General features: G+C 65.2%; 14 protein-coding genes and 1 pseudogene. 7 read left to right on the top strand and 8 right to left on the bottom strand.

Translation table 11 applies throughout. The features are described 5' to 3' along the window. Positions 1-4: 4 nt before the first annotated feature. The 3 genes from JOE27_RS23010 to JOE27_RS23000 all read right to left on the bottom strand — a co-directional run bounded on the left by JOE27_RS23010 (position 5) and on the right by JOE27_RS23000 (position 1,972). On the bottom strand, positions 5-937 hold the full coding sequence (locus JOE27_RS23010) for a rhodanese-related sulfurtransferase (protein WP_046787387.1): 933 nt from the start codon (positions 935-937) through the stop codon (positions 5-7). Positions 938-1,140: 203 nt separating this feature from the next. Next, a complete protein-coding gene (locus tag JOE27_RS23005; RefSeq protein WP_012313276.1) occupies positions 1,141-1,440 on the bottom strand; it encodes a BolA family protein in 300 nt (99 codons plus the stop codon). 10 nt (positions 1,441-1,450) lie between these two features. Next, positions 1,451-1,972, bottom strand: a complete 522-nt coding sequence (locus JOE27_RS23000; protein WP_115272938.1) for a DUF2059 domain-containing protein — start codon at positions 1,970-1,972, stop codon at positions 1,451-1,453. A gap of 155 nt (positions 1,973-2,127) precedes the next feature. On the opposite strand from JOE27_RS23000, the gene JOE27_RS22995 reads away from it, so the two are divergent. Then, on the top strand, positions 2,128-3,522 hold the full coding sequence (locus JOE27_RS22995; RefSeq protein WP_119688439.1) for a class II fumarate hydratase: 1,395 nt from the start codon (positions 2,128-2,130) through the stop codon (positions 3,520-3,522). A 97-nt stretch (positions 3,523-3,619) separates the two neighbouring features. Here the strand turns inward: JOE27_RS22995 and JOE27_RS22990 are convergent, their stop codons facing one another. Together JOE27_RS22990 and pap are read right to left on the bottom strand one after the other, a co-directional pair. After that, positions 3,620-4,582 (bottom strand): DMT family transporter, encoded by a 963-nt coding sequence (locus tag JOE27_RS22990; RefSeq protein WP_161872983.1) that lies wholly within the window; start codon positions 4,580-4,582, stop codon positions 3,620-3,622. Positions 4,583-4,701: 119 nt separating this feature from the next. Next, entirely contained in the window at positions 4,702-6,195 is a 1,494-nt protein-coding gene (gene pap / locus JOE27_RS22985; RefSeq protein ID WP_046787392.1) for a polyphosphate:AMP phosphotransferase, read from the bottom strand. Positions 6,196-6,358: 163 nt separating this feature from the next. Between pap and mnmC the strand changes: the two genes are divergently transcribed. From mnmC to JOE27_RS22960, 5 genes are all read left to right on the top strand, one after another. Then, positions 6,359-8,332 carry a bifunctional tRNA (5-methylaminomethyl-2-thiouridine)(34)-methyltransferase MnmD/FAD-dependent 5-carboxymethylaminomethyl-2-thiouridine(34) oxidoreductase MnmC gene (gene mnmC, locus JOE27_RS22980; protein ID WP_204920180.1) on the top strand — a complete coding sequence of 658 codons (1,974 nt, stop codon included), beginning with the start codon at positions 6,359-6,361 and terminating at the stop codon, positions 8,330-8,332. Positions 8,333-8,548: 216 nt separating this feature from the next. Continuing rightward, a complete protein-coding gene (locus tag JOE27_RS22975) occupies positions 8,549-10,336 on the top strand; it encodes an N-acetylglutaminylglutamine amidotransferase (RefSeq protein WP_046787394.1) in 1,788 nt (595 codons plus the stop codon). 3 nt (positions 10,337-10,339) lie between these two features. Further along, positions 10,340-12,085: an N-acetylglutaminylglutamine synthetase gene (gene ngg, locus JOE27_RS22970; protein WP_046787395.1), complete on the top strand. Its 1,746-nt coding sequence runs from the start codon at positions 10,340-10,342 to the stop codon at positions 12,083-12,085. A gap of 149 nt (positions 12,086-12,234) precedes the next feature. Continuing rightward, positions 12,235-13,419, top strand: coding sequence for an osmoprotectant NAGGN system M42 family peptidase (locus tag JOE27_RS22965; RefSeq protein WP_046787396.1), 1,185 nt, complete (start codon positions 12,235-12,237; stop codon positions 13,417-13,419). Positions 13,420-13,480: 61 nt separating this feature from the next. Then, entirely contained in the window at positions 13,481-13,708 is a 228-nt protein-coding gene (locus JOE27_RS22960; protein ID WP_039603187.1) for a YheU family protein, read from the top strand. Positions 13,709-13,762: 54 nt separating this feature from the next. On the opposite strand, the gene csrA is transcribed toward JOE27_RS22960, so the two are convergent. Next, positions 13,763-13,951, bottom strand: a complete 189-nt coding sequence (gene csrA, locus JOE27_RS22955) for a carbon storage regulator CsrA (protein WP_039603188.1) — start codon at positions 13,949-13,951, stop codon at positions 13,763-13,765. Between the two features lie 120 nt (positions 13,952-14,071). Then, on the bottom strand, positions 14,072-14,887 hold the full coding sequence (locus JOE27_RS22950; protein WP_119688435.1) for an SDR family oxidoreductase: 816 nt from the start codon (positions 14,885-14,887) through the stop codon (positions 14,072-14,074). 206 nt (positions 14,888-15,093) lie between these two features. Here JOE27_RS22950 and JOE27_RS22945 point away from each other — a divergent pair, with 206 nt between their 5' ends. After that, positions 15,094-15,246, top strand: a complete 153-nt coding sequence (locus JOE27_RS22945) for a DUF3309 family protein (protein ID WP_003252624.1) — start codon at positions 15,094-15,096, stop codon at positions 15,244-15,246. An 84-nt stretch (positions 15,247-15,330) separates the two neighbouring features. Here JOE27_RS22945 and JOE27_RS24925 read toward each other — a convergent pair. Continuing rightward, positions 15,331-18,243 (bottom strand): annotated as a pseudogene (locus tag JOE27_RS24925) (transporter substrate-binding domain-containing protein); the annotation flags it as partial. Positions 18,244-18,419: the final 176 nt, after the last annotated feature.

Raw genomic sequence — 18,419 nt, 5'->3', positions numbered from 1 at the left:
GCAATCAGGCCTCGGCTTTGTAGTTGTAACCGATCGGGTGCGGCAGGTTGCGGGCCTTGGCCAGCTCAATCTGCTTCTGCCGGTCGATGGCGCTGCGCCGGGTCTTTTCGCTCAGGCTGTCCCAGCAGTGCGGGCAGCTCACGCCTGGCGAATAGTGCTCGGACGCGCGGTCCTGGGCGTTGACCGGGTGGCGGCAGGCATGGCACTGGTCATACTCGCCTTCGGTCAGGTCATGGCGCACCGTGACGCGGTTGTCGAAGACAAAGCAGTCGCCGTCCCACAGGCTTTCTTCCTGGGGTACTTCCTCGAAGTATTTCAGGATGCCGCCCTTAAGATGATAGACCGCCTCGAAGCCTTCACCGAGCATGTAGCTGGAGGCTTTTTCACAGCGGATGCCGCCGGTGCAGAACATGGCGACCTTCTTGTGCTTGCTGGGGTCGAAGTTGGCCTTGATGTACTCGGGGAACTCGCGGAAGGTCTCGGTCTTGGGGTCGATTGCGCCCTTGAAGGTGCCGATGGCCACTTCGTAGTCGTTGCGGGTGTCGATCAGCAGTACTTCCGGGTCGCTGATCAGGGCATTCCAGTCTTTGGGATCGACGTAGGTACCAACGGCATTGTTCGGGTCCACGCCCGGCACGCCGAGGGTGACGATCTCTTTCTTGAGCTTGACCTTGGTGCGGTAGAACGGCTGCTCGTCGCAGTAGGATTCCTTGTGGTCGACATCGACCAGGCGCGGGTCGCTGCGCAGCCAGGCGAGCAGGCCATCGATGCCTTCGCGGGTGGCCGAAACGGTGCCGTTGATGCCCTCGTTGGCCAGCAGCAGGGTGCCTTTGACGCCATTGTCGAGCATGGCCTTGAGCAGGGGCTCGCGCAGCTCTACGTAGTCTTCAAGGGTGACGAACTTGTACAGCGCCGCCACGACGATCGGTTGGGTCATTGCGTTGAATCTCCAGGTGGTTGCCCTCGTAAGGGGCGGACCGGGTTTGACAAAAAGCTGGGGGGCGCTCTGCGCCCCTTTCGCGACACAAGGCCGCTCCTACAGGTGAATACATAACCCCTGTAGGAGCGGCCTTGTGTCGCGAAAGGGCCGCAAAGCGGCCCCCCGGATGTCGCAAATTGTACCAGAACGCCAAAAAGGATTCAGTGCTTGCCGCCACCTGCACACACCGGCGACGCGGGTGCAACACCCACCTTCGCCCACTCCTCGTTGGTATAGGTGTGGATGGCCAGCGCATGGATCTGGCCCATCAGTTCACCCATGGTGGCGTACACCTTCTGGTGGCGCTTGACGCTGTTGAGCCCGGCAAACTGCTCGCTGACGATCACCGCCTTGTAGTGGGTTTCCTGGCCACGGCTGTGCATGTGGCTTTCGTTGAGCACTTCAAGGTGCTGCGGCGCCAGGGCGGCCAGCTGCTGCTCGATGCGTTGCTGCATGGTCATCGGGTATTACTCACTTCTTGGCCGGGGCGGCCTTGCCGGCATTGGGGTCAAGCTCTTTGGTCATGTCTTCGAGCAGCTTGTTGACCACCGGCACTGCCGGCTCCAGGCTTTGCTGGGTCAGCTGGGCCGACTGCTGGGTGACCTTGGGCATCTGGCTGAGGACTTTCTTGCCCAGCGGCGACTGGTAGAACTTCACCAGGTCCTTGAGCTCCTGCTCGGTGAAGGTCTGGGTGTACAGGTCGACCATCTTCGGCTTGAGCTTGTTCCAGCCGATGGCGCTGTCCAGCGCGGCGTTGGCCTTGGCCTGGTAGCTTTCCAGCACCGACTGCTTGGTGGCCGGGGCTTTGGTCTGGGCGAAGCGCTGGGCGAACATCTGCTGGACCTGCATGTACACCGGGGTGCCCAGCTTGTCAGCGTTGGCCAAGGTCAGGAATTTCTCGGCGGCAGCGTTGTGGCTGGCGGTGGCAGCGAGTACCTGGCCGCTGGCACAGGCCAGGGCGACGGCAGCACAGAGGGCACGGAGACGGGTCATTGCATATCCTTCAAGGAGGGGGAGGCGGTACCTCAGAGATGAGCATTCTGCTCCCGCCAGGGTGCAGCGCTCAAGTGGCACGACGAGCGATTGAACCGCTCGATCGCATGGGGGCCTAAACTGCTGATTCTGACTGACAAGGGAGTGAACGCAGCATGAGCCGTATCGAAACAGACAGCCTGGGCCCGGTCGAAGTTCCGGAGCACGCCTACTGGGGCGCGCAGACCCAACGCTCGCTCATCAACTTTGCCATTGGTAAGGAACGCATGCCGCTCCCGGTGCTGCACGCCCTGGCGCTGATCAAAAAAGCCGCAGCACGGGTCAACGACCGCAATGGCGACCTGCCAGCCGACATCGCCCGCTTGATCGAGCAGGCTGCCGACGAAGTGCTCGACGGCGAGCACGACGACCAGTTCCCGCTGGTGGTGTGGCAGACCGGCAGCGGCACGCAGAGCAACATGAACGTCAACGAGGTGATTGCCGGGCGGGCCAACGAGCTGGCCGGCAAAGGCCGCGGCGGCAAGGCGCCGGTGCACCCCAACGACCATGTCAACCGCTCGCAAAGCTCCAACGACTGCTTCCCCACCGCCATGCACATTGCCGCAGCACAGGCGGTGCACGAGCAGCTGCTACCGGCGATCGCCGAACTGTCTTCGGGGCTGGCCGAGCTGTCGGCGCGCCACCACAAACTGGTCAAGACTGGCCGCACGCACATGATGGACGCCACGCCCATCACCTTCGGCCAGGAGGTGTCGGCCTTCGTGGCCCAGCTCGACTATGCCCAGCGCGCCATCCGCGCCACCTTGCCGGCGGTGTGCGAACTGGCCCAAGGCGGCACTGCCGTGGGCACCGGGCTCAATGCCCCGCAGGGTTTCGCCGAAGCCATTGCTGCGGAACTGGCCGCCCTCTCCGGCCTGCCGTTCGTCACCGCGCCGAACAAGTTTGCCGCCCTGGCCGGCCACGAGCCGCTGACCAGCCTGGCGGGGGCGCTGAAGACCTTGGCGGTGGCCTTGATGAAAATCGCCAATGACTTGCGCCTGCTCGGCTCCGGGCCCCGCGCCGGGTTGGCCGAGGTGCGCCTGCCGGCCAACGAGCCGGGCAGCTCGATCATGCCAGGCAAGGTCAACCCGACCCAGTGCGAAGCGCTGTCGATGCTGGCCTGCCAGGTGCTGGGCAATGACGCGGCCATCGGTTTTGCCGCCAGCCAGGGGCACCTGCAGTTGAACGTGTTCAAGCCGGTGATCATTCATAACCTGCTGCAGTCGATCACGCTGCTGGCTGATGGCTGCCGCAACTTCCAGCAGCACTGCGTGGCCGGGATAGAGCCGGATACCGACCAGATGGCGGCGCACCTGGAGCGCGGGCTGATGCTGGTGACCGCGCTCAACCCGCATATCGGCTATGACAAAGCGGCAGAGATTGCCAAGAAGGCCTACAGCGAGGGCAAGACCCTGCGCGAGGCGGCGCTGGAATTGAAGTACCTGACCAATGAGCAGTTCGATGAGTGGGTGCGGCCGGAGAACATGCTGGCACCGGGCGGCAAGGGCTGATTGATTGGCTGGTACTTATGGCCCTATCGCCGGCAAGCCGGCTCCTACAAGGGTTTTGTGGGAGCCGGCTTGCCGGCGATAGGGCCGGAACAGGCTCTCAACCAACCTGAGCCAGGCGCGCCCTTCTCGCCCGCCACCCAGCCACCAGCGATGGCCCCAAGGCCACCAGGGTCGACCCCAGTACCACCGTCACCGCGCCTACATAGCCCAGGGCATTGATGTCTTCAGCCTGCACATACGCCGGCCACATCCAGGCCGCCAATGCCACCGCCACAAAGGTCACCAGTGGCGTCAGCGCCAGCGTGGCACTCACCCGCGATGCCTCCCAGTGCGCCAGTGCCTCGGCAAAAGCACCATAGGCCACCAGCGTGTTCAGGCAGCAGGCCAGCAGCAGCCAGCCTTGCAGGGGCGTCAACTGCAACGCCTCCAGCGGGTGCACCCAGGGTGTCAGCAGCGCGGCGCAGCTCAGGTAGATCACCATCATCACCTGCTGCGAATGCCACACCGTCAGTAGCTGCTTCTGGCTCAGGGCATAGAACACCCAGATACTGGTGGCCAGCAGGATGGTCAGCACGCCCGTGGTGTAGGTGCCCAGCGAGGTCAGCAGCTCTTCAAGGCGCTGGTTGAAGAACAGGCCGAAGCCGGCAAGCAGCACCAGCAACCCCAGGCCTTGGCCCAGGCTGAAGCGCTCCTTGAACACGAACACGCTGGCCACCAGCAGCAGCACCGGGCCGATCTGCACCACCAATTGCGCAGTACCGGGGCTCAGCAGGTTGAGGCCGATCAGGTACAGCACGTAATTGCCCATCAGGCCGCACACGGCCACAGCCACCAGGCCTTTGCCTTTGGTGCCGAGCTTGCCGAACGAAGGCAAACGGCGCTTGGCTGCCAGCCAGGCGAACAGCAGGCCGCCGGACACCAGCAGGCGGAACCAGGTGACGGTCACCGGGTCGACCACCTGCAGCACTTGCTTGAGTTTGATTGGCAGGATGCCCCACAGCAGTGCGGTCAGAAGCGCCAGGGCCAGTCCATAGCTCCGGCGTCCGGATGTGATGTGCATAAAGTCCTCGGTCGAGCCCGTTGTAGGGTGCCTCGATTCTAAAGGCTTGCTACCTGCCAACGGGGAAAAAAGGCGGGAAAAGAATTCATCAGGTCATTCCCCTGCGGCATGGCGGCTGACTATTTCTTGTGTTTGGCAAACGCCGCTTCCAAGGCTTCATTGATGGTGCGCAACACCTTCACCCGCGCCCAACGCTTGTCATTGGCCTCGACCAAGGTCCATGGCGCGATCTCGGTGCTGGTGCGGTCGACCATGTCCCCCACTGCATCCACATACAGGTCCCACTTGTCGCGGTTGCGCCAGTCGTCCTCGGTGATCTTGTAGCGCTTGAACGGGATCTGCTCGCGCTCTTCAAAACGCTCCAGCTGGGTTTGCTGGTCGATCGCCAGCCAGAACTTGACCACTACCGCGCCGGCGTTCACCAACTGCTCCTCGAAATCATTGATCTCACCGTAGGCACGCATCCAGTCGGCCGGGGTGCAGAAGCCTTCGATGCGTTCCACCAGCACCCGGCCGTACCAGGAGCGGTCGAAGATGGTGAACTTGCCGCGTGCCGGAATGTGCCGCCAAAACCGCCACAGGTACGGCTGCGCACGCTCATCTTCGCTAGGGGCGGCGATCGGCACGATACGGTACTGGCGCGGGTCCAGCGCTGCCGCCACACGGCGAATCGCCCCGCCCTTGCCTGCTGCATCATTACCCTCGAACACGGCCACCAGCGAGTGCCGGCGCATGTGCTTGTGGCGCAACAGGCCGGCCAGGCGAGCCTGCTCGGTCACCAGTTGCTCCTGGTAGTCCTGCTTGTCCAGGTGCAGGGTCATGTCCAGGGCGCCGACCAGGCTGCGCTGATCGATGCTGCGCCCCAGCGGCGCAATGTTGCCCTGGTGCTTGCCTTTGGGGTTGACGGCCAGTGCGGCCTGCAGGCTTTCCAGCAAGATGCGCCCAACGGCCAGGCTGCGGTAGTTGGGGTCGACCCCTTCAACTACATGCCACGGTGCATAGTCACGGCTGGTACGGCGCAACACCCGCTCGCCAAAACGCACGAAACGGTCGTAGGTCTGCGACTGTTGCCAGTCCAGCGGGCTGATGCGCCAGCTGTGCAAGGGGTCGTCCTTGAGCGACTTGAGCCGCGCTTTCATCTGTTTCTTGGACAGGTGGAACCAGAACTTGATGATCAGCGCACCTTCGTCGCAAAGCATCTGCTCCAGGCGCTCGGCACCGGTGATGGCCTGGTCGAGCACCGCATCCTTGAACTGCCCATGCACCCTGCCCTGCAGCATCTGGCTGTACCAGTTGCCGAAAAACACGCCCATGCGCCCCTTTGGCGGCAGCGCCCGCCAGTAGCGCCAGGCGGGGGGCCGGGCCAGCTCTTCGTCGGTCTGCTGGTCGAAGGTGAGCACGTCGATCATGCGCGGGTCCATCCACTCGTTGAGCAGCTTGACCGTCTCGCCCTTGCCGGCGCCTTCGATGCCATTGATCAGCACGATCACCGGGAAGCGCGCCTGCTGCTTGAGTTCGTACTGGGCTTCGAGCAAAGCCTCGCGCAGCGCGGGCACTTCTGCCTCAAAGGTATCGTCGTCGATGCTGTGGCCAATTTCGGCGGATTCGAACATGCACTGGCTCCTTCAATGGATAAGCAAGACTAGCGGAATCTTAGCGGCAAGCGGCAAGCGGCACGCTTCAAGCTGCAAGAAAACGCAGGCCGTGCCACCATCTGCTTTTTCTTGCAGCTTGCAGCTTGCCGCTTGCAGCTCCCCACCTCCAGCGAAACCAGCCATGCCCGCATCCACCCTCCTTCAGCATGCCCAGATCGACTGGGACGACCAGGGCCGCCCCCATTCGCGGCAATACGGCGATGTGTACTTCGCCATCAACGAGGGCATTGCCGAAACCCAGCATGTGTTCCTCGAACAAACCCGCCTGCGCCAGCGCTTCGCCAACCTGGCGCCCCACGCCTGCCTGGTGATCGGCGAAACCGGCTTTGGCACCGGCATGAATTTTTTCTGCGCCTGGCAGCTGTTCGCCGAAACAGCCCACGCCGACGCCCGCCTGCATTTCGTCAGCGTCGAGAAGTACCCCCTGGGCCATGCCGACATGGCCCGGGCGATGCGCCTGTGGCCGGAGCTGGCGGCGTTCACCGAACCCTTTTTGCGCCAGTACGTCGCGGTGCACCAGGGCTTCCAGCAGTTCACCTTCGACCAGGGCCGAATCACCCTCACCCTGCTGATCGGCGATGTGCTGGAGCAGCTGCCGCAGCTGGACGCGCGTATCGACGTGTGGTTCCTCGACGGGTTCGCCCCGGCGAAGAACCCCGACATGTGGACACCCGAGCTGTTCACGCAACTGGCCAGGTTGTCCCATGCCGGCACCGCACTGGGCACCTTCACCACCACCGGCTGGGTTCGCCGCAGCTTGATCGAAGCCGGCTTCACCATGAAGAAGGTGCCTGGCATCGGCAAGAAGTGGGAGGTAATGAGCGGTGAGTACACCGGCCAGCCAAACGCGCCCACGTCGGCGCCCTGGTACGCGCGGCCAACTGCGCCTGAAGGCCCGCGCGAGGCCCTGGTGATCGGCGCAGGGCTCGCTGGCAGCGCCAGCGCTGCCAGCCTGGCCGCACGCGGCTGGCAGGTAGCGGTACTGGAGCGTCACGACGCAGCGGCCCGCGAAGCCTCAGGCAACCCCCAGGGCGTGCTGTACCTCAAGCTGTCCGCGCACGGCACGGCTTTGTCGCAGATGATCCTGGCCGGCTTCGGCTATACACGGCGCCAGCTTGAACTACTGCAGCGCGGCCAGGACTGGGATGCGTGCGGGGTTTTGCAACTGGCCTTCGACAGCAAGGAAGCCGAACGCCAGGGCAAGCTCGCCGATGCCTTCGAGGGCAGCTTGCTGCGCGCCGTGCAGCGCAGTGAAGCCGAAGCGATTGCCGGGGTCGCACTGCCTGCCGGCGGGTTGTTCTATCCCGAAGGCGGCTGGGTGCACCCACCGGCACTGTGCAACGCTCAACTGCAGCACCGTAACATTCGCCTGCTGGCCCATCACGATGTGCTCGCACTGCGCAAGGCCGATGGCCTGTGGCAAGCCTGGGCCGGCGACCGGCTGCTGGCCAGCGCGCCAGTGGTGGTGCTGGCCGGGGCGGCTGACGTGAAGCGTTTCGAGCCCTGTGCGCAGTTGCCGCTCAAGCGCATCCGCGGGCAGATCACCCGCCTGCCGGTGACCGACGCCAGCCGGGCGCTGGCTACCGTGGTCTGCGCCGAGGGCTATGTGGCACCGCCCAGGGGTGAGGAGCACACGCTGGGGGCCAGCTTCGACTTCCATAGCGATGACCTGGCGCCGACCGTGGCCGAGCACCAGGGCAACCTGGCCATGCTGGATGAAATCTCCAGCGACCTGGCCCGGCGCCTGGGTATCCCAGCGCTTGCCCCTGAGCAGTTGCAGGGGCGCGCAGCATTCCGCTGCACCAGCCCGGATTACTTGCCGATCGTGGGGCCGGTTGCCGACCCTGCAGCCTTCGCCGAAGCCTTTGCAGTCCTGGGCAAGGACGCGCGGCAGGTGCCCGAGGTGCCCTGCCCCTGGCTGGAGGGGCTGTATGTGAACAGCGGGCATGGGTCGCGGGGGCTGATCACGGCGCCGCTTTCGGGCGAGCTGATTGCGGCCTGGGTCAGTGGCGAGCCATTGCCGCTGCCGCGGGCGGTGGCTGAAGCATGCCATCCGAACCGGTTTGGCTTGCGCAAGTTGATTCGGGGTAAATGAAGGGGCTGCTGTGCAGCCCAATCGCCGGCAAGCCGGCTGCCACGATCCGCAGCGCTGCTGAGCCCTGTGGCAGCCGGCTTGCCGGCGGTTGGCCGTAATACAAAGTGCTGCTTATAACGGATTGGTCTAAAACTCTCGCAAATCCCCCAGGTCAGTTCCTTACAGGCGCCCTAATCCGGGGCGCTGATTCCCCAACGGAAAAACCGGTAAGGACCTATGTGCGGATTAGCAGGAGAGTTGCGTTTCACCCCCATCGACCAAGCCCCTCGCCCGGCGGACCTCGCCGCGGTAGAGCGCATGACCCATCACCTGGCGCCCCGTGGCCCCGACGCCTGGGGCTTCCATAGCCTGGGCCCGATTGCCCTGGGCCATCGCCGGCTGAAAATCATGGACCTGTCCGACGGCTCGGCTCAGCCCATGGTCGACAACACCCTGGGCCTGTCTTTGGCCTTCAACGGTGCCATCTACAACTTCCCCGAACTGCGCCAGGAGCTGCAGGACCTGGGCTACACCTTCTGGTCCGACGGCGACACCGAGGTGCTGCTCAAGGGCTACCACGCCTGGGGCGCGGCCTTGCTGCCCAAGCTCAACGGCATGTTTGCCCTGGCCATCTGGGAGCGCGACAACCAGCGCCTGTTCCTGGCCCGCGACCGCCTGGGCGTCAAGCCTTTGTACCTGTCGCGCAACGGCGAGCGCCTGCGCTTTGCCTCCACCCTGCCAGCGCTGCTCAAAGGTGGCGACATCGACCCGATGATCGACCCGGTAGCGCTCAACCACTACCTCAACTTCCACGCCGTGGTGCCGGCGCCACGCACCTTGCTGGCCAATGTGCAAAAGCTCGAACCCGGCACCTGGATGCGCGTCGACCGCCACGGTGAAGTCGAACGCCAAACCTGGTGGCAGCTGCATTACGGCCCCAACCCGGACGAGCGCGACCTGGACCTGGAAGGCTGGACCACCCGTGTGCTCGATGCCACCCGTGATGCCGTCGGCATCCGCCAGCGCGCCGCCGTGGACGTAGGCGTACTGCTGTCCGGCGGCGTCGACTCCAGCCTGTTGGTCGGCCTGCTGCGCGAAGTGGGCGTGGATGACCTGTCGACCTTCTCCATCGGCTTCGAGGATGCCGGCGGCGAGCGCGGTGACGAGTTCCAGTACTCCGACCTGATCGCCAAGCACTACGGCACCCGCCACCACAAGCTGCGCATCGCCGAAAGCGAAATCATCGAGCAATTGCCGGCCGCGTTCCGCGCCATGAGCGAACCGATGGTCAGCCACGACTGCATCGCCTTCTACCTGCTGTCACGCGAAGTGGCCAAGCACTGCAAGGGCGTGCAGAGCGGCCAGGGTGCCGACGAGCTGTTCGCCGGCTACCACTGGTACCCGCAGGTGGACGGCGCCAAGGATGCCTTTGGCGCCTACCGCGATGCATTCTTCGACCGCAGCCATGCCGAGTACCGCGACACCGTGCAAGCGCCGTGGCTGTTGGAAACCGACGTGGCCGGCGACTTCGTGCGCGAACACTTCGCCCGCCCGGGCGCGGCCGAGGCAGTAGACAAGGCGCTGCGCCTGGACAGCACGGTGATGCTGGTCGACGACCCGGTCAAACGGGTCGACAACATGACCATGGCCTGGGGCCTGGAAGCCCGTACACCGTTCCTGGACTACCGCCTGGTCGAGCTGTCGGCACGCATCCCGGCGCGCTTCAAATTGCCCGATGGCGGCAAGCAAGTGCTCAAGCAAGCCGCACGCCGGGTGATCCCCCATGAGGTGATCGACCGCAAGAAAGGCTACTTCCCGGTACCCGGCCTCAAGCACCTGCAAGGCGCCACCCTGGACTGGGTACGCGAACTGCTCACCGACCCCAGCCAGGACCGCGGGCTGTTCAACCCGGCCATGGTAGACCGCCTGCTGAGCAACCCGCATGGCCAGCTTACCCCGCTGCGCGGCTCCAAGCTGTGGCAGCTGGCGGCGCTGAACCTGTGGCTCAGCGAACAAGGAATCTGACCGATGAAAGCCCATGAAACCGCCTACGGTCAGCGCCTGCTGCGTGGCCAGGCGCCGTCCTACGAGCGCCTGCAGGCGCGCCTGGCCGGCGATGGCAGCGAGCCCCACAGCCAGCCGCGTGCGCTGCACTGCGGCTGGGGCCGGCTGCTGATAGGCCACACCTACCCGGACCCGGCCAGCCTGGCCGAGGCGCTGCAGCAGGAACGTCCCGGCGAGCGCGACATCGCGCTGTATGTGGCGGCCCCTCAACAGCTGCTGGCGCAGGCACCGCAGCAGCTGTTCCTCGACCCGTCCGACACGCTGCGGCTGTGGTTCACCGACTACCGCCAGGCGCAACGGGTGTTTCGCGGTTTCCGTATCCGCCGCGCACAAAGCGCCAGCGACTGGCAGGCCATCAACACCCTGTACCAGGCACGCGGCATGCTCCCGGTGCAGCCCGAGCTGCTGACGCCGCGCCACCAGGGCGGGCCGGTGTACTGGCTGGCCGAGGACGAAGACAGCGGCGCGGTGATCGGCAGCGTCATGGGCCTGAACCACAGCAAGGCGTTCGATGACCCCGAGCACGGCAGCAGCCTGTGGTGCCTGGCCGTGGACCCGCATTGCACCCGCCCTGGCGTGGGTGAGGTGCTGGTGCGCCACCTGGTCGAGCACTTCATGAGCCGCGGTCTGGCCTACCTGGACCTGTCGGTGCTGCACGACAACCGCCAGGCCAAGCGGCTGTACGAGAAGCTCGGTTTCCGCAACCTGCCGACCTTTGCGGTCAAACGCAAGAACGGCATCAACCAGCAATTGTTTCTGGGCCCCGGCCCTGAAGCGGGGCTGAACCCGTATGCACGGATCATCGTCGATGAGGCCTACCGCCGTGGCATCGAGGTGCAGGTGGACGACGCCGCAGGCGGGCTGTTCACCCTCAGCCTGGGCGGGCGTCGGGTGCGTTGCCGCGAGTCGCTGAGCGACCTGACCAGTGCGGTCAGCATGACCCTCTGCCAGGACAAGCGCCTGACCCAGCAAACCTTGCACAACGCCGGCCTGCTGGTGCCGGTGCAGCAACTGGCCGGCAATGCCGACGACAACCTGGCGTTTCTCGACGAGCACGGCGCGGTGGTGGTCAAGCCGGTGGATGGCGAGCAGGGCCAAGGGGTGGCGGTGAACCTGACCACTTACGAGGAAGTCAGCCAAGCCATAGAACACGCCCGCCGTTTCGACAGCCGTGTGCTGCTGGAGAGCTTCCACCCGGGCCATGACCTGCGCATCGTGGTGATCGGTTTCGAGGTGGTTGCGGCGGCGATTCGGCACCCGGCCCAGGTGGTCGGCGACGGTAAACACAGCATCCTTGAGCTGATCGAGGCCCAAAGCCGCCGCCGTCAGGCTGCTACCGGTGGCGAAAGCCGCATTCCGCTGGACGACGAAACCGAGCGCACCCTGCGTGATGCCGGCTTCGACTACACCAGCGTATTGCCTGCAGGCCAGCGCCTGGCCGTGCGCCGCACCGCCAACCTGCACACCGGCGGCACGCTGGAGGACGTTACCGAGCGCCTGCACCCTGTGTTGGCCGACGCGGCCGTGCGCGCGGCGCGGGCGCTGGAAATTCCAGTGGTGGGCCTGGACCTGATGGTGCGTGATGCCGAACAGCCGGACTACGTGATCATCGAGGCCAATGAACGCGCCGGCTTGGCCAACCATGAACCGCAGCCAACGGCAGAGCGCTTTGTCGACCTGCTGTTCCCGCATAGCCGGGCGTTGGCGTGAATCCATGACGGCCCTATCGCCGGCAAGCCGGCTCCCACATGGACCGTGATGAGCCTTGCCGGCTTCTACATGAACCATGATGAACCATGTGGGAGCCGGCTTGCCGGCGATAGGGCCCGCCAGAGCACCGCTTTACCCGAGGAGTACCCATGTCTGAACGATACCCCGAGCCGGACCTTGACTACCTCAAGCGCGTCTTGCTGGAGATGCTCGCCATTCCCAGCCCGACCGGCTTCACCGACACCATCGTGCGCTATGTCGCCGAACGCCTGGACGAACTGGGCATTCCCTTCGAGCTGACCCGCCGCGGCACCATCCGCGCCACCCTCAAGGGCCGGCAAAGCTCCCCAGACCGCGCCGTCTCGGCCCACCTGGACACCATCGGCGCCAGCGTGCGCCAATTGCAGGACAACGGCCGCCTGGCCCTGGCCCCGGTGGGCTGCTGGTCGAGCCGTTTCGCCGAGGGCAGCCGGGTCAGTGTATTCACCGACACCGGCGTGTTCCGCGGCAGCGTGCTGCCGCTGATGGCCAGCGGGCATGCTTTTAATACCGCCATCGACCAGATGCCCGTCAGCTGGGAGCACGTAGAAGTGCGCCTGGACGCCTACTGCACCACCCGCGCCGACTGCGAGTCGTTGGGGATTGCCATTGGCGACTTCGTGGCGTTCGACCCGCTGCCGGAGTTCACCGACAGCGGCCATATCAGCGCCCGCCATCTGGACGACAAAGCCGGCGTGGCCGCGCTGCTGGCTGCCCTCAAGGCAGTCGTGGAAAGCGGCCGCCAGCCGATGATCGACTGCCACCCGCTGTTCACCATCACCGAAGAAACCGGCTCAGGCTCTGCCGCTGCCCTGCCCTGGGACGTCAGCGAGTTCGTCGGCATCGACATTGCCCCGGTGGCACCCGGCCAGGCGTCGAGCGAACACGCCGTCAGCGTGGCCATGCAGGACTCGTCGGGGCCCTATGACTACCACCTGTCACGCCACTTGCTGAAACTGGCCGGCGACCAGGAGCTGCCGGTGCGCCGTGACGTGTTCCGCTATTACTTCAGCGATGCCCATTCGGCGGTCACCGCCGGGCACGATATCCGCACGGCACTGGTGGCGTTCGGTTGCGATGCCACCCATGGTTACGAGCGCACCCACATCGACAGCCTGGCCGCGCTCAGCCGCCTGTTGTCGGGCTACCTGCTCAGCCCGCCAGTGTTCGCAAGCGATTCCAACCCGGCCAATGCCTCGCTGGAGCGCTTCAGCCACCAGTTGGAGCACGATGCGCAGATGGAGAGCGATACCCGGGTGCCTGCCGTCGACAGCCTGGTGGGGAACAAGGAGTGAGCCGTAGCGGCCCGGTTTGGCGTAGCATGGGCGCATTCTTTTACCAAGCTGAATGCCGCCCATGCTGATCCCCTACGAACACTTGCAAGCCGAAACCCTGACGCGCCTGATCGAGGATTTCGTCACCCGCGACGGCACCGACAATGGTGATGACACGCCGCTGGAAACCCGTGTGCTGCGGGTGCGCCAGGCGCTGGCCAAGGGCCAGGCGTTCATCCTGTTCGACCCGGAAAGCCAACAGTGCCAACTGCTGGCCAAGCATGATGTGCCGCGCGAACTGCTCGACTGACCGGTACCGGCCGCTTCGCGGAACAAACCCGAGAAGCGGCCGGTGAGGTCAACCTCAAGCCGAATTGCCCTTGCGCTTCTCCCCCGCCTTGATCCGCTTGTACACCTCCGCCCGGTGCACCGACACTTCACGCGGCGCACTCACGCCAAAACGCACCATGCCATTGCGTGTTTCCACCACCTTGATCTGAATATCGTCACCAATGTTGATGACTTCGCCGACTACGCGTCCAATGACCAACATGTTCCGGTCCTCCGGCAACAGGGAAAACCGGAGAGTGCATGGGGATATTCGGTGACTCAACGCCTTCGCAGCAATTCAGAACAAGCCTACATCGGCAGGTAATTCGCCCTACAGACGGAACTACAATCCGCGCGCCTGGGCCTTGCCACGCATTTTCACCGCCATCTCTGCCATCTCGTCATACAGCCGCTGTGGCGCCTGTTGCTTGAGCTGCCAGGCCTGGCGCCCGGCCTCGTGGGGCAGGATCAGGAATTCACCGGCCTCCACCTGCTGGTGGATGTAGTCGGCAATGTCCGCCGCACTGATCGGCGAGCCCTCCAGCAGTTTGCCCACCTGGGCCTTCATGGCCGGGTTCGGGCCGCGGAAAGAGTCGAGCAGGTTGGTCTGGAAGAACGACGGGCACACCACGTGCACAGCCACTTCCAGCTGGCGCAGCTCTACCAGCAGGCTCTCGGACAGCGCCAGCACACCGGCCTTGGCAACGTTGTAGTTGCTCATGCCCGGCCCCTGCATCAGGGCCGCCATCGACGCCACATTGATGATGCGCCCCTTGCTGCGTTCGAGCAGCGGCAGGAAGGCCTTGCAGCCCTTGACCACACCCATCAGGTTGACCGCGATCTGCCAGTCCCAGTCTTCCAGCGACAGCTCGGCGAAGAAGCCGCCCGAGGCGACACCGGCGTTGTTGACGATCACATCGATACCGCCGAACTTCTCTTCGCAGGCCTGGGCCAGGGCGGTCAGCTGGCTGTAGTCGCGCACGTCGCAGCGCTGGACGAAGCCCTCGCCGCCGGCACCGCGCACAAGCTCCAGGGTTTCGCGCAGGCCTGGCTCGTTGACGTCGGCCAACGCCAGGCGCCAACCCTCGCGCGCCCAGCGCAGGGCAATCTCGCGGCCGAGGCCGGAACCGGCGCCAGTGATCATGATGCGTTTGTGCATGGTGGCAGGCCTTGTACTGATGGGTGGTCAGCCCAGTCTAATCAAGGCGTTGGCGCCAGAGAGGGTTCATCAGGGTAGTGAATGGGCGGGCATGACCAAACGGTCAGTACCAGGCAAATGGAATCTTTGCCAAGCGGCGCCGGTCCGAATTAACAAGAGGCCAGCTGTACGAGGCTCTTGACCCCTAACCACGCAAGGACTCCGTCATGACCACGATCCTCATCATCATCCTGATCCTGCTGTTGATTGGTGGCTTACCGGTCTTCCCACACTCGCGCAGCTGGGGCTATGGCCCATCCGGCATCATTGGCGTGGTGCTGGTGATTCTGCTGGTGTTGTTGTTGCTCGGCATGATTTGAACCGGGGGCGTGCAAGGCCAGTTGCTGTTCAAGCTGCAGCATGGCCTCGCGCAGCGCCCCCACATCCTGCTCGATATCGCCCGGTGCGGGCGGTTTGGCTTGGCATCTGCGCTCCAACCGCTCGCACAGGTCGACTATCACTCTTGCCCGAGCGATCCGGGCGCCTCCCTTTATCCGATGGGCCAGCATGGCCAGCGCCTCAGCATTGGCCGGCACCTGCGCAAGTAGCTGCAGGTCCTGCAGGTTGCTGGCACGAAGGTCGGCCAACAACGCTCGCAGTGCAGCCTCGTCGCCGGCCACCAGCCGCCTGATGTGTTCGAGGTCCAGCAGTGCAGGACTGGCACGGGCCAAGGCCCGAACCAGGCCGTCCAGCCCCAGAGGCTTGAACAGGCAAGCGTCCATGCCTGCTGCACGGCAGCGCCGGCGTTCAACCTGTGTGGCACTGGCAGTCAAACCGATCACCTGGCACCTGGGCCTGCCGCTGCGCCGCTCGTGCTCGCGAATGGCGCGGGCCAGCGCGTAGCCGTTGAGCCGAGGCATGTTGCAGTCACTGATCACCCCGTCGAAGTGCTCGCCCAACCACAAGCGCAAGGCCTGGGTACCGTCCTGGGCAACGCACGCCTGATGCCCGAGGTATTCGAGCTGTTGCACCAGCAACAGGCGATTGGCCGGATAGTCGTCGACCACCAGCAGGCGCAGCGGCTGGGGCGGGTGACGAGTGTCACCGGTAGCGGCCGCCGGCCGTTGCTGGGCAGCACTCAACTGCGGCAGGCTCAGGCGCACGTTCACTTCGGTGCCCTGCCCCAGCACGCTGTGCAGGTGCAGGCTGCCGCCCATCATCTCGCACAGGCTGCGGCTGATGCCAAGGCCCAGGCCGGCGCTGCAGCGCGGTGACTGGCATTGGTTGCTGGCCTGACGGAACGGTTGCCCCAGGTGCGCAAGCTCGCTTGCGGCAATGCCGACACCGGTATCGCGCACCGTCAGCTCCACCGCCAGGTAGCCGTCCACCGCTGTTGCCGACAGGTTTACCGTCACCTCGCCGTGTTCGGTGAACTTGATGGCATTGCTCAGCAGGTTGGCCAGCACCTGCTTGAAGCGCAGCGGGTCGAGCATGACCTGGGCATCCACCTGGCCTTGGGTAACCAGGCGCAACGCCAGGCCTTTGCTGCGCGCCTGCTGCTCGAACAACTGCAGCACCCGCCCCACGTGCTCGCGCAGGCACACCCGCTGGGCAGCAAACTGCAAGTGCCCGGACTCGATACGGGTGATGTCCAGGATGTCTCCGATCAGTTCCAGCAGGCCACGCGCCGCTTCGTCGGCCACCTCCAGTGCCAGGTGGTCGAACTCGCCTCGCTCGGCCTTGCGCCGTGCCAGTTCAAGCATGCCCTGCACGGCATGCAAGGGCGTGCGAAGCTCGTGGCTCATGGTGGTCAGGAACTGGGTCTTGGCCTGGTTTGCGGCATCGGCCTCACGCTTGGCACGGCGCAATTGCACCTGCAGGCGCCGCAGGTAGCGGATCCACAGCAAGGCCAGGCCGAGCAACAGCAGGGCCGTGGTAAAACCCAGCAGGATACGGCCGCGGTAACGTTGCCACACACCGTCAGCGACGATCATCGGGTTGCGCCAGCGACGCACCAGGCCGTCAATCTCGTGCGGTGACAGGCTGAGCAGGGCTTTGTCGAGTATGCCCTGCAGTTCAACCGCCCCGCGGGCGCTGGCCAGGGCGAAATGCGCGGGCGGCAGCGGCAGGCTGGCGCTGATCTTGAGCTGGCCCGGGTAGCCACGCGCGATCAGTGCTCGCGCGTCATCGAGGGTCAGCACGGCGGCGGCCGCCTTGCCGCGAGCCACGGCGCGCAAGGCTTCAACGGGGCTGGCCACGGCCATTGGCACAACCTGCGGATAATGCTGGCCAAGCATTTCATGCAGGGCACTGCCCCACACCAGGGCCAGCGGTCGCCCGGCCAGTTGCTCGAGGTTGCCAGGAGCCTGCGGTGCATCGCGCGTCACCAGTACCCGCGAGGCACTGAGGTAAGCACGGCTGAAGGACACCTGGCGCTCCAGGGCTGGGCTGCGCGGCAGGCCGGCAATCAGTTGCACCTCGCCCTCGCGCAGTTGTTCGAGCATGCCTTGCAGCGTGCCGCCAGCCTGCACCTCGAAACGCAGCCCGGTGCGCCGGCTGATCAGTTGCAGCACATCCAGGCTCAGGCCCCGCCATTGGCCCTTGCCATCGCGAAAGCTCAGCGGCAACAGCTGCTCGTCCATCGCCACTTGCACGCGTGGATTGTCGAGCAACCAGCGCTGCTCGGCCTCGCTCAACTGCAGCGGCACTGGCCGCTGCGCGGCGGCGCCCAGTGGGCTCCACCGTTCGCGAATGCGCTGGTGCTGGCGCTCGGTGAGGTTGCCAAGGGCGGCATCGACCAGCCCCGGCAAGGGCGTATCGCCATTGAGCATGGCAAAACCGATGCCCTGCCGGGGCAGCCCGGCGTGGCCGACTTCCTCGACACCGGCAAGTTGGCCGCGGCCCAACGCGTAGCGGGCCGCCAAGGCATTGCCCAAGTACAGGTCGGCATGCCCGAGTGCCAACGTCGCCAGGGCATCGAACGGAGAAAGGTGGGTTTGCACACGTGCCTGAGGGTAGCGGTCGCGGACCTGCTCCAGGCTGCGGTAGCCCTGGACCATCACCAGGTCGAGGCCGTGCGTGTCATCGACCCGTTCACGGCCACGCGCCTCACGCGCCAGCAGCAAGGGGCAATCCTCGGCGTAAGGCCGTGACAGCCGCAACCCCGCGTCCAGCGCCTGGCGGCTGGTGACCGAGCCGAGCAGGTCGACCTCGCCTGCACGCAATGCCGCATGCGCCTCGGCGAACGCTTCGAAAACCTGCACCTGCACCTGCAGGTTCAACTGTTCGCCCAGCAGCCCGGCGTAATCAGCGGTAATGCCTTCATAGGCGCTGCCGGTGCCGAGGATGTCGAGGGGCGGGTTGTCCTGGGCCAGCACGCCCAAACGCAGCGAGCGGCGCGCCCACAACCAGCGTATGCCCGCTTCATCGGGCTCGTGGCGGGGCCCGTCCAGGGTGGCCCGCGCGTGCAACTGCGGCCTGGCCAGCGCTGGCAGTGTCAGCACGAAACAGAGCAACGCCAGGAGCAAGGCACGTAAGGGCACGCGGGGCGAAA

It is taken from the genome of Pseudomonas sp. M5 (assembly GCF_016907075.1).
In the GTDB taxonomy this organism is placed as follows: domain Bacteria; phylum Pseudomonadota; class Gammaproteobacteria; order Pseudomonadales; family Pseudomonadaceae; genus Aquipseudomonas; species Aquipseudomonas putida_E.
Note: the sequence above shows the minus strand (reverse complement) of the source record. Positions and strands in the feature narration are given on the sequence as shown.

Excerpts from the sequence above, each read along its gene's own strand:
- ngg (WP_046787395.1), top strand. The coding sequence starts at position 10,340 with ATGAAAGCCCATGAAACCGCCTACGGTCAGCGCCTGCTGCGTGGCCAG.
- JOE27_RS22990 (WP_161872983.1), bottom strand. The coding sequence starts at position 4,582 with ATGCACATCACATCCGGACGCCGGAGCTATGGACTGGCCCTGGCGCTT.
- csrA (WP_039603188.1), bottom strand. The coding sequence starts at position 13,951 with ATGTTGGTCATTGGACGCGTAGTCGGCGAAGTCATCAACATTGGTGAC.
- JOE27_RS22960 (WP_039603187.1), top strand. The coding sequence starts at position 13,481 with ATGCTGATCCCCTACGAACACTTGCAAGCCGAAACCCTGACGCGCCTG.
- JOE27_RS23010 (WP_046787387.1), bottom strand. The coding sequence starts at position 937 with ATGACCCAACCGATCGTCGTGGCGGCGCTGTACAAGTTCGTCACCCTT.
- JOE27_RS22975 (WP_046787394.1), top strand. The coding sequence starts at position 8,549 with ATGTGCGGATTAGCAGGAGAGTTGCGTTTCACCCCCATCGACCAAGCC.
- JOE27_RS22950 (WP_119688435.1), bottom strand. The coding sequence starts at position 14,887 with ATGCACAAACGCATCATGATCACTGGCGCCGGTTCCGGCCTCGGCCGC.
- pap (WP_046787392.1), bottom strand. The coding sequence starts at position 6,195 with ATGTTCGAATCCGCCGAAATTGGCCACAGCATCGACGACGATACCTTT.
- JOE27_RS22995 (WP_119688439.1), top strand. The coding sequence starts at position 2,128 with ATGAGCCGTATCGAAACAGACAGCCTGGGCCCGGTCGAAGTTCCGGAG.
- JOE27_RS22945 (WP_003252624.1), top strand. The coding sequence starts at position 15,094 with ATGACCACGATCCTCATCATCATCCTGATCCTGCTGTTGATTGGTGGC.
- JOE27_RS23000 (WP_115272938.1), bottom strand. The coding sequence starts at position 1,972 with ATGACCCGTCTCCGTGCCCTCTGTGCTGCCGTCGCCCTGGCCTGTGCC.
- mnmC (WP_204920180.1), top strand. The coding sequence starts at position 6,359 with ATGCCCGCATCCACCCTCCTTCAGCATGCCCAGATCGACTGGGACGAC.
- JOE27_RS22965 (WP_046787396.1), top strand. The coding sequence starts at position 12,235 with ATGTCTGAACGATACCCCGAGCCGGACCTTGACTACCTCAAGCGCGTC.
- JOE27_RS23005 (WP_012313276.1), bottom strand. The coding sequence starts at position 1,440 with ATGACCATGCAGCAACGCATCGAGCAGCAGCTGGCCGCCCTGGCGCCG.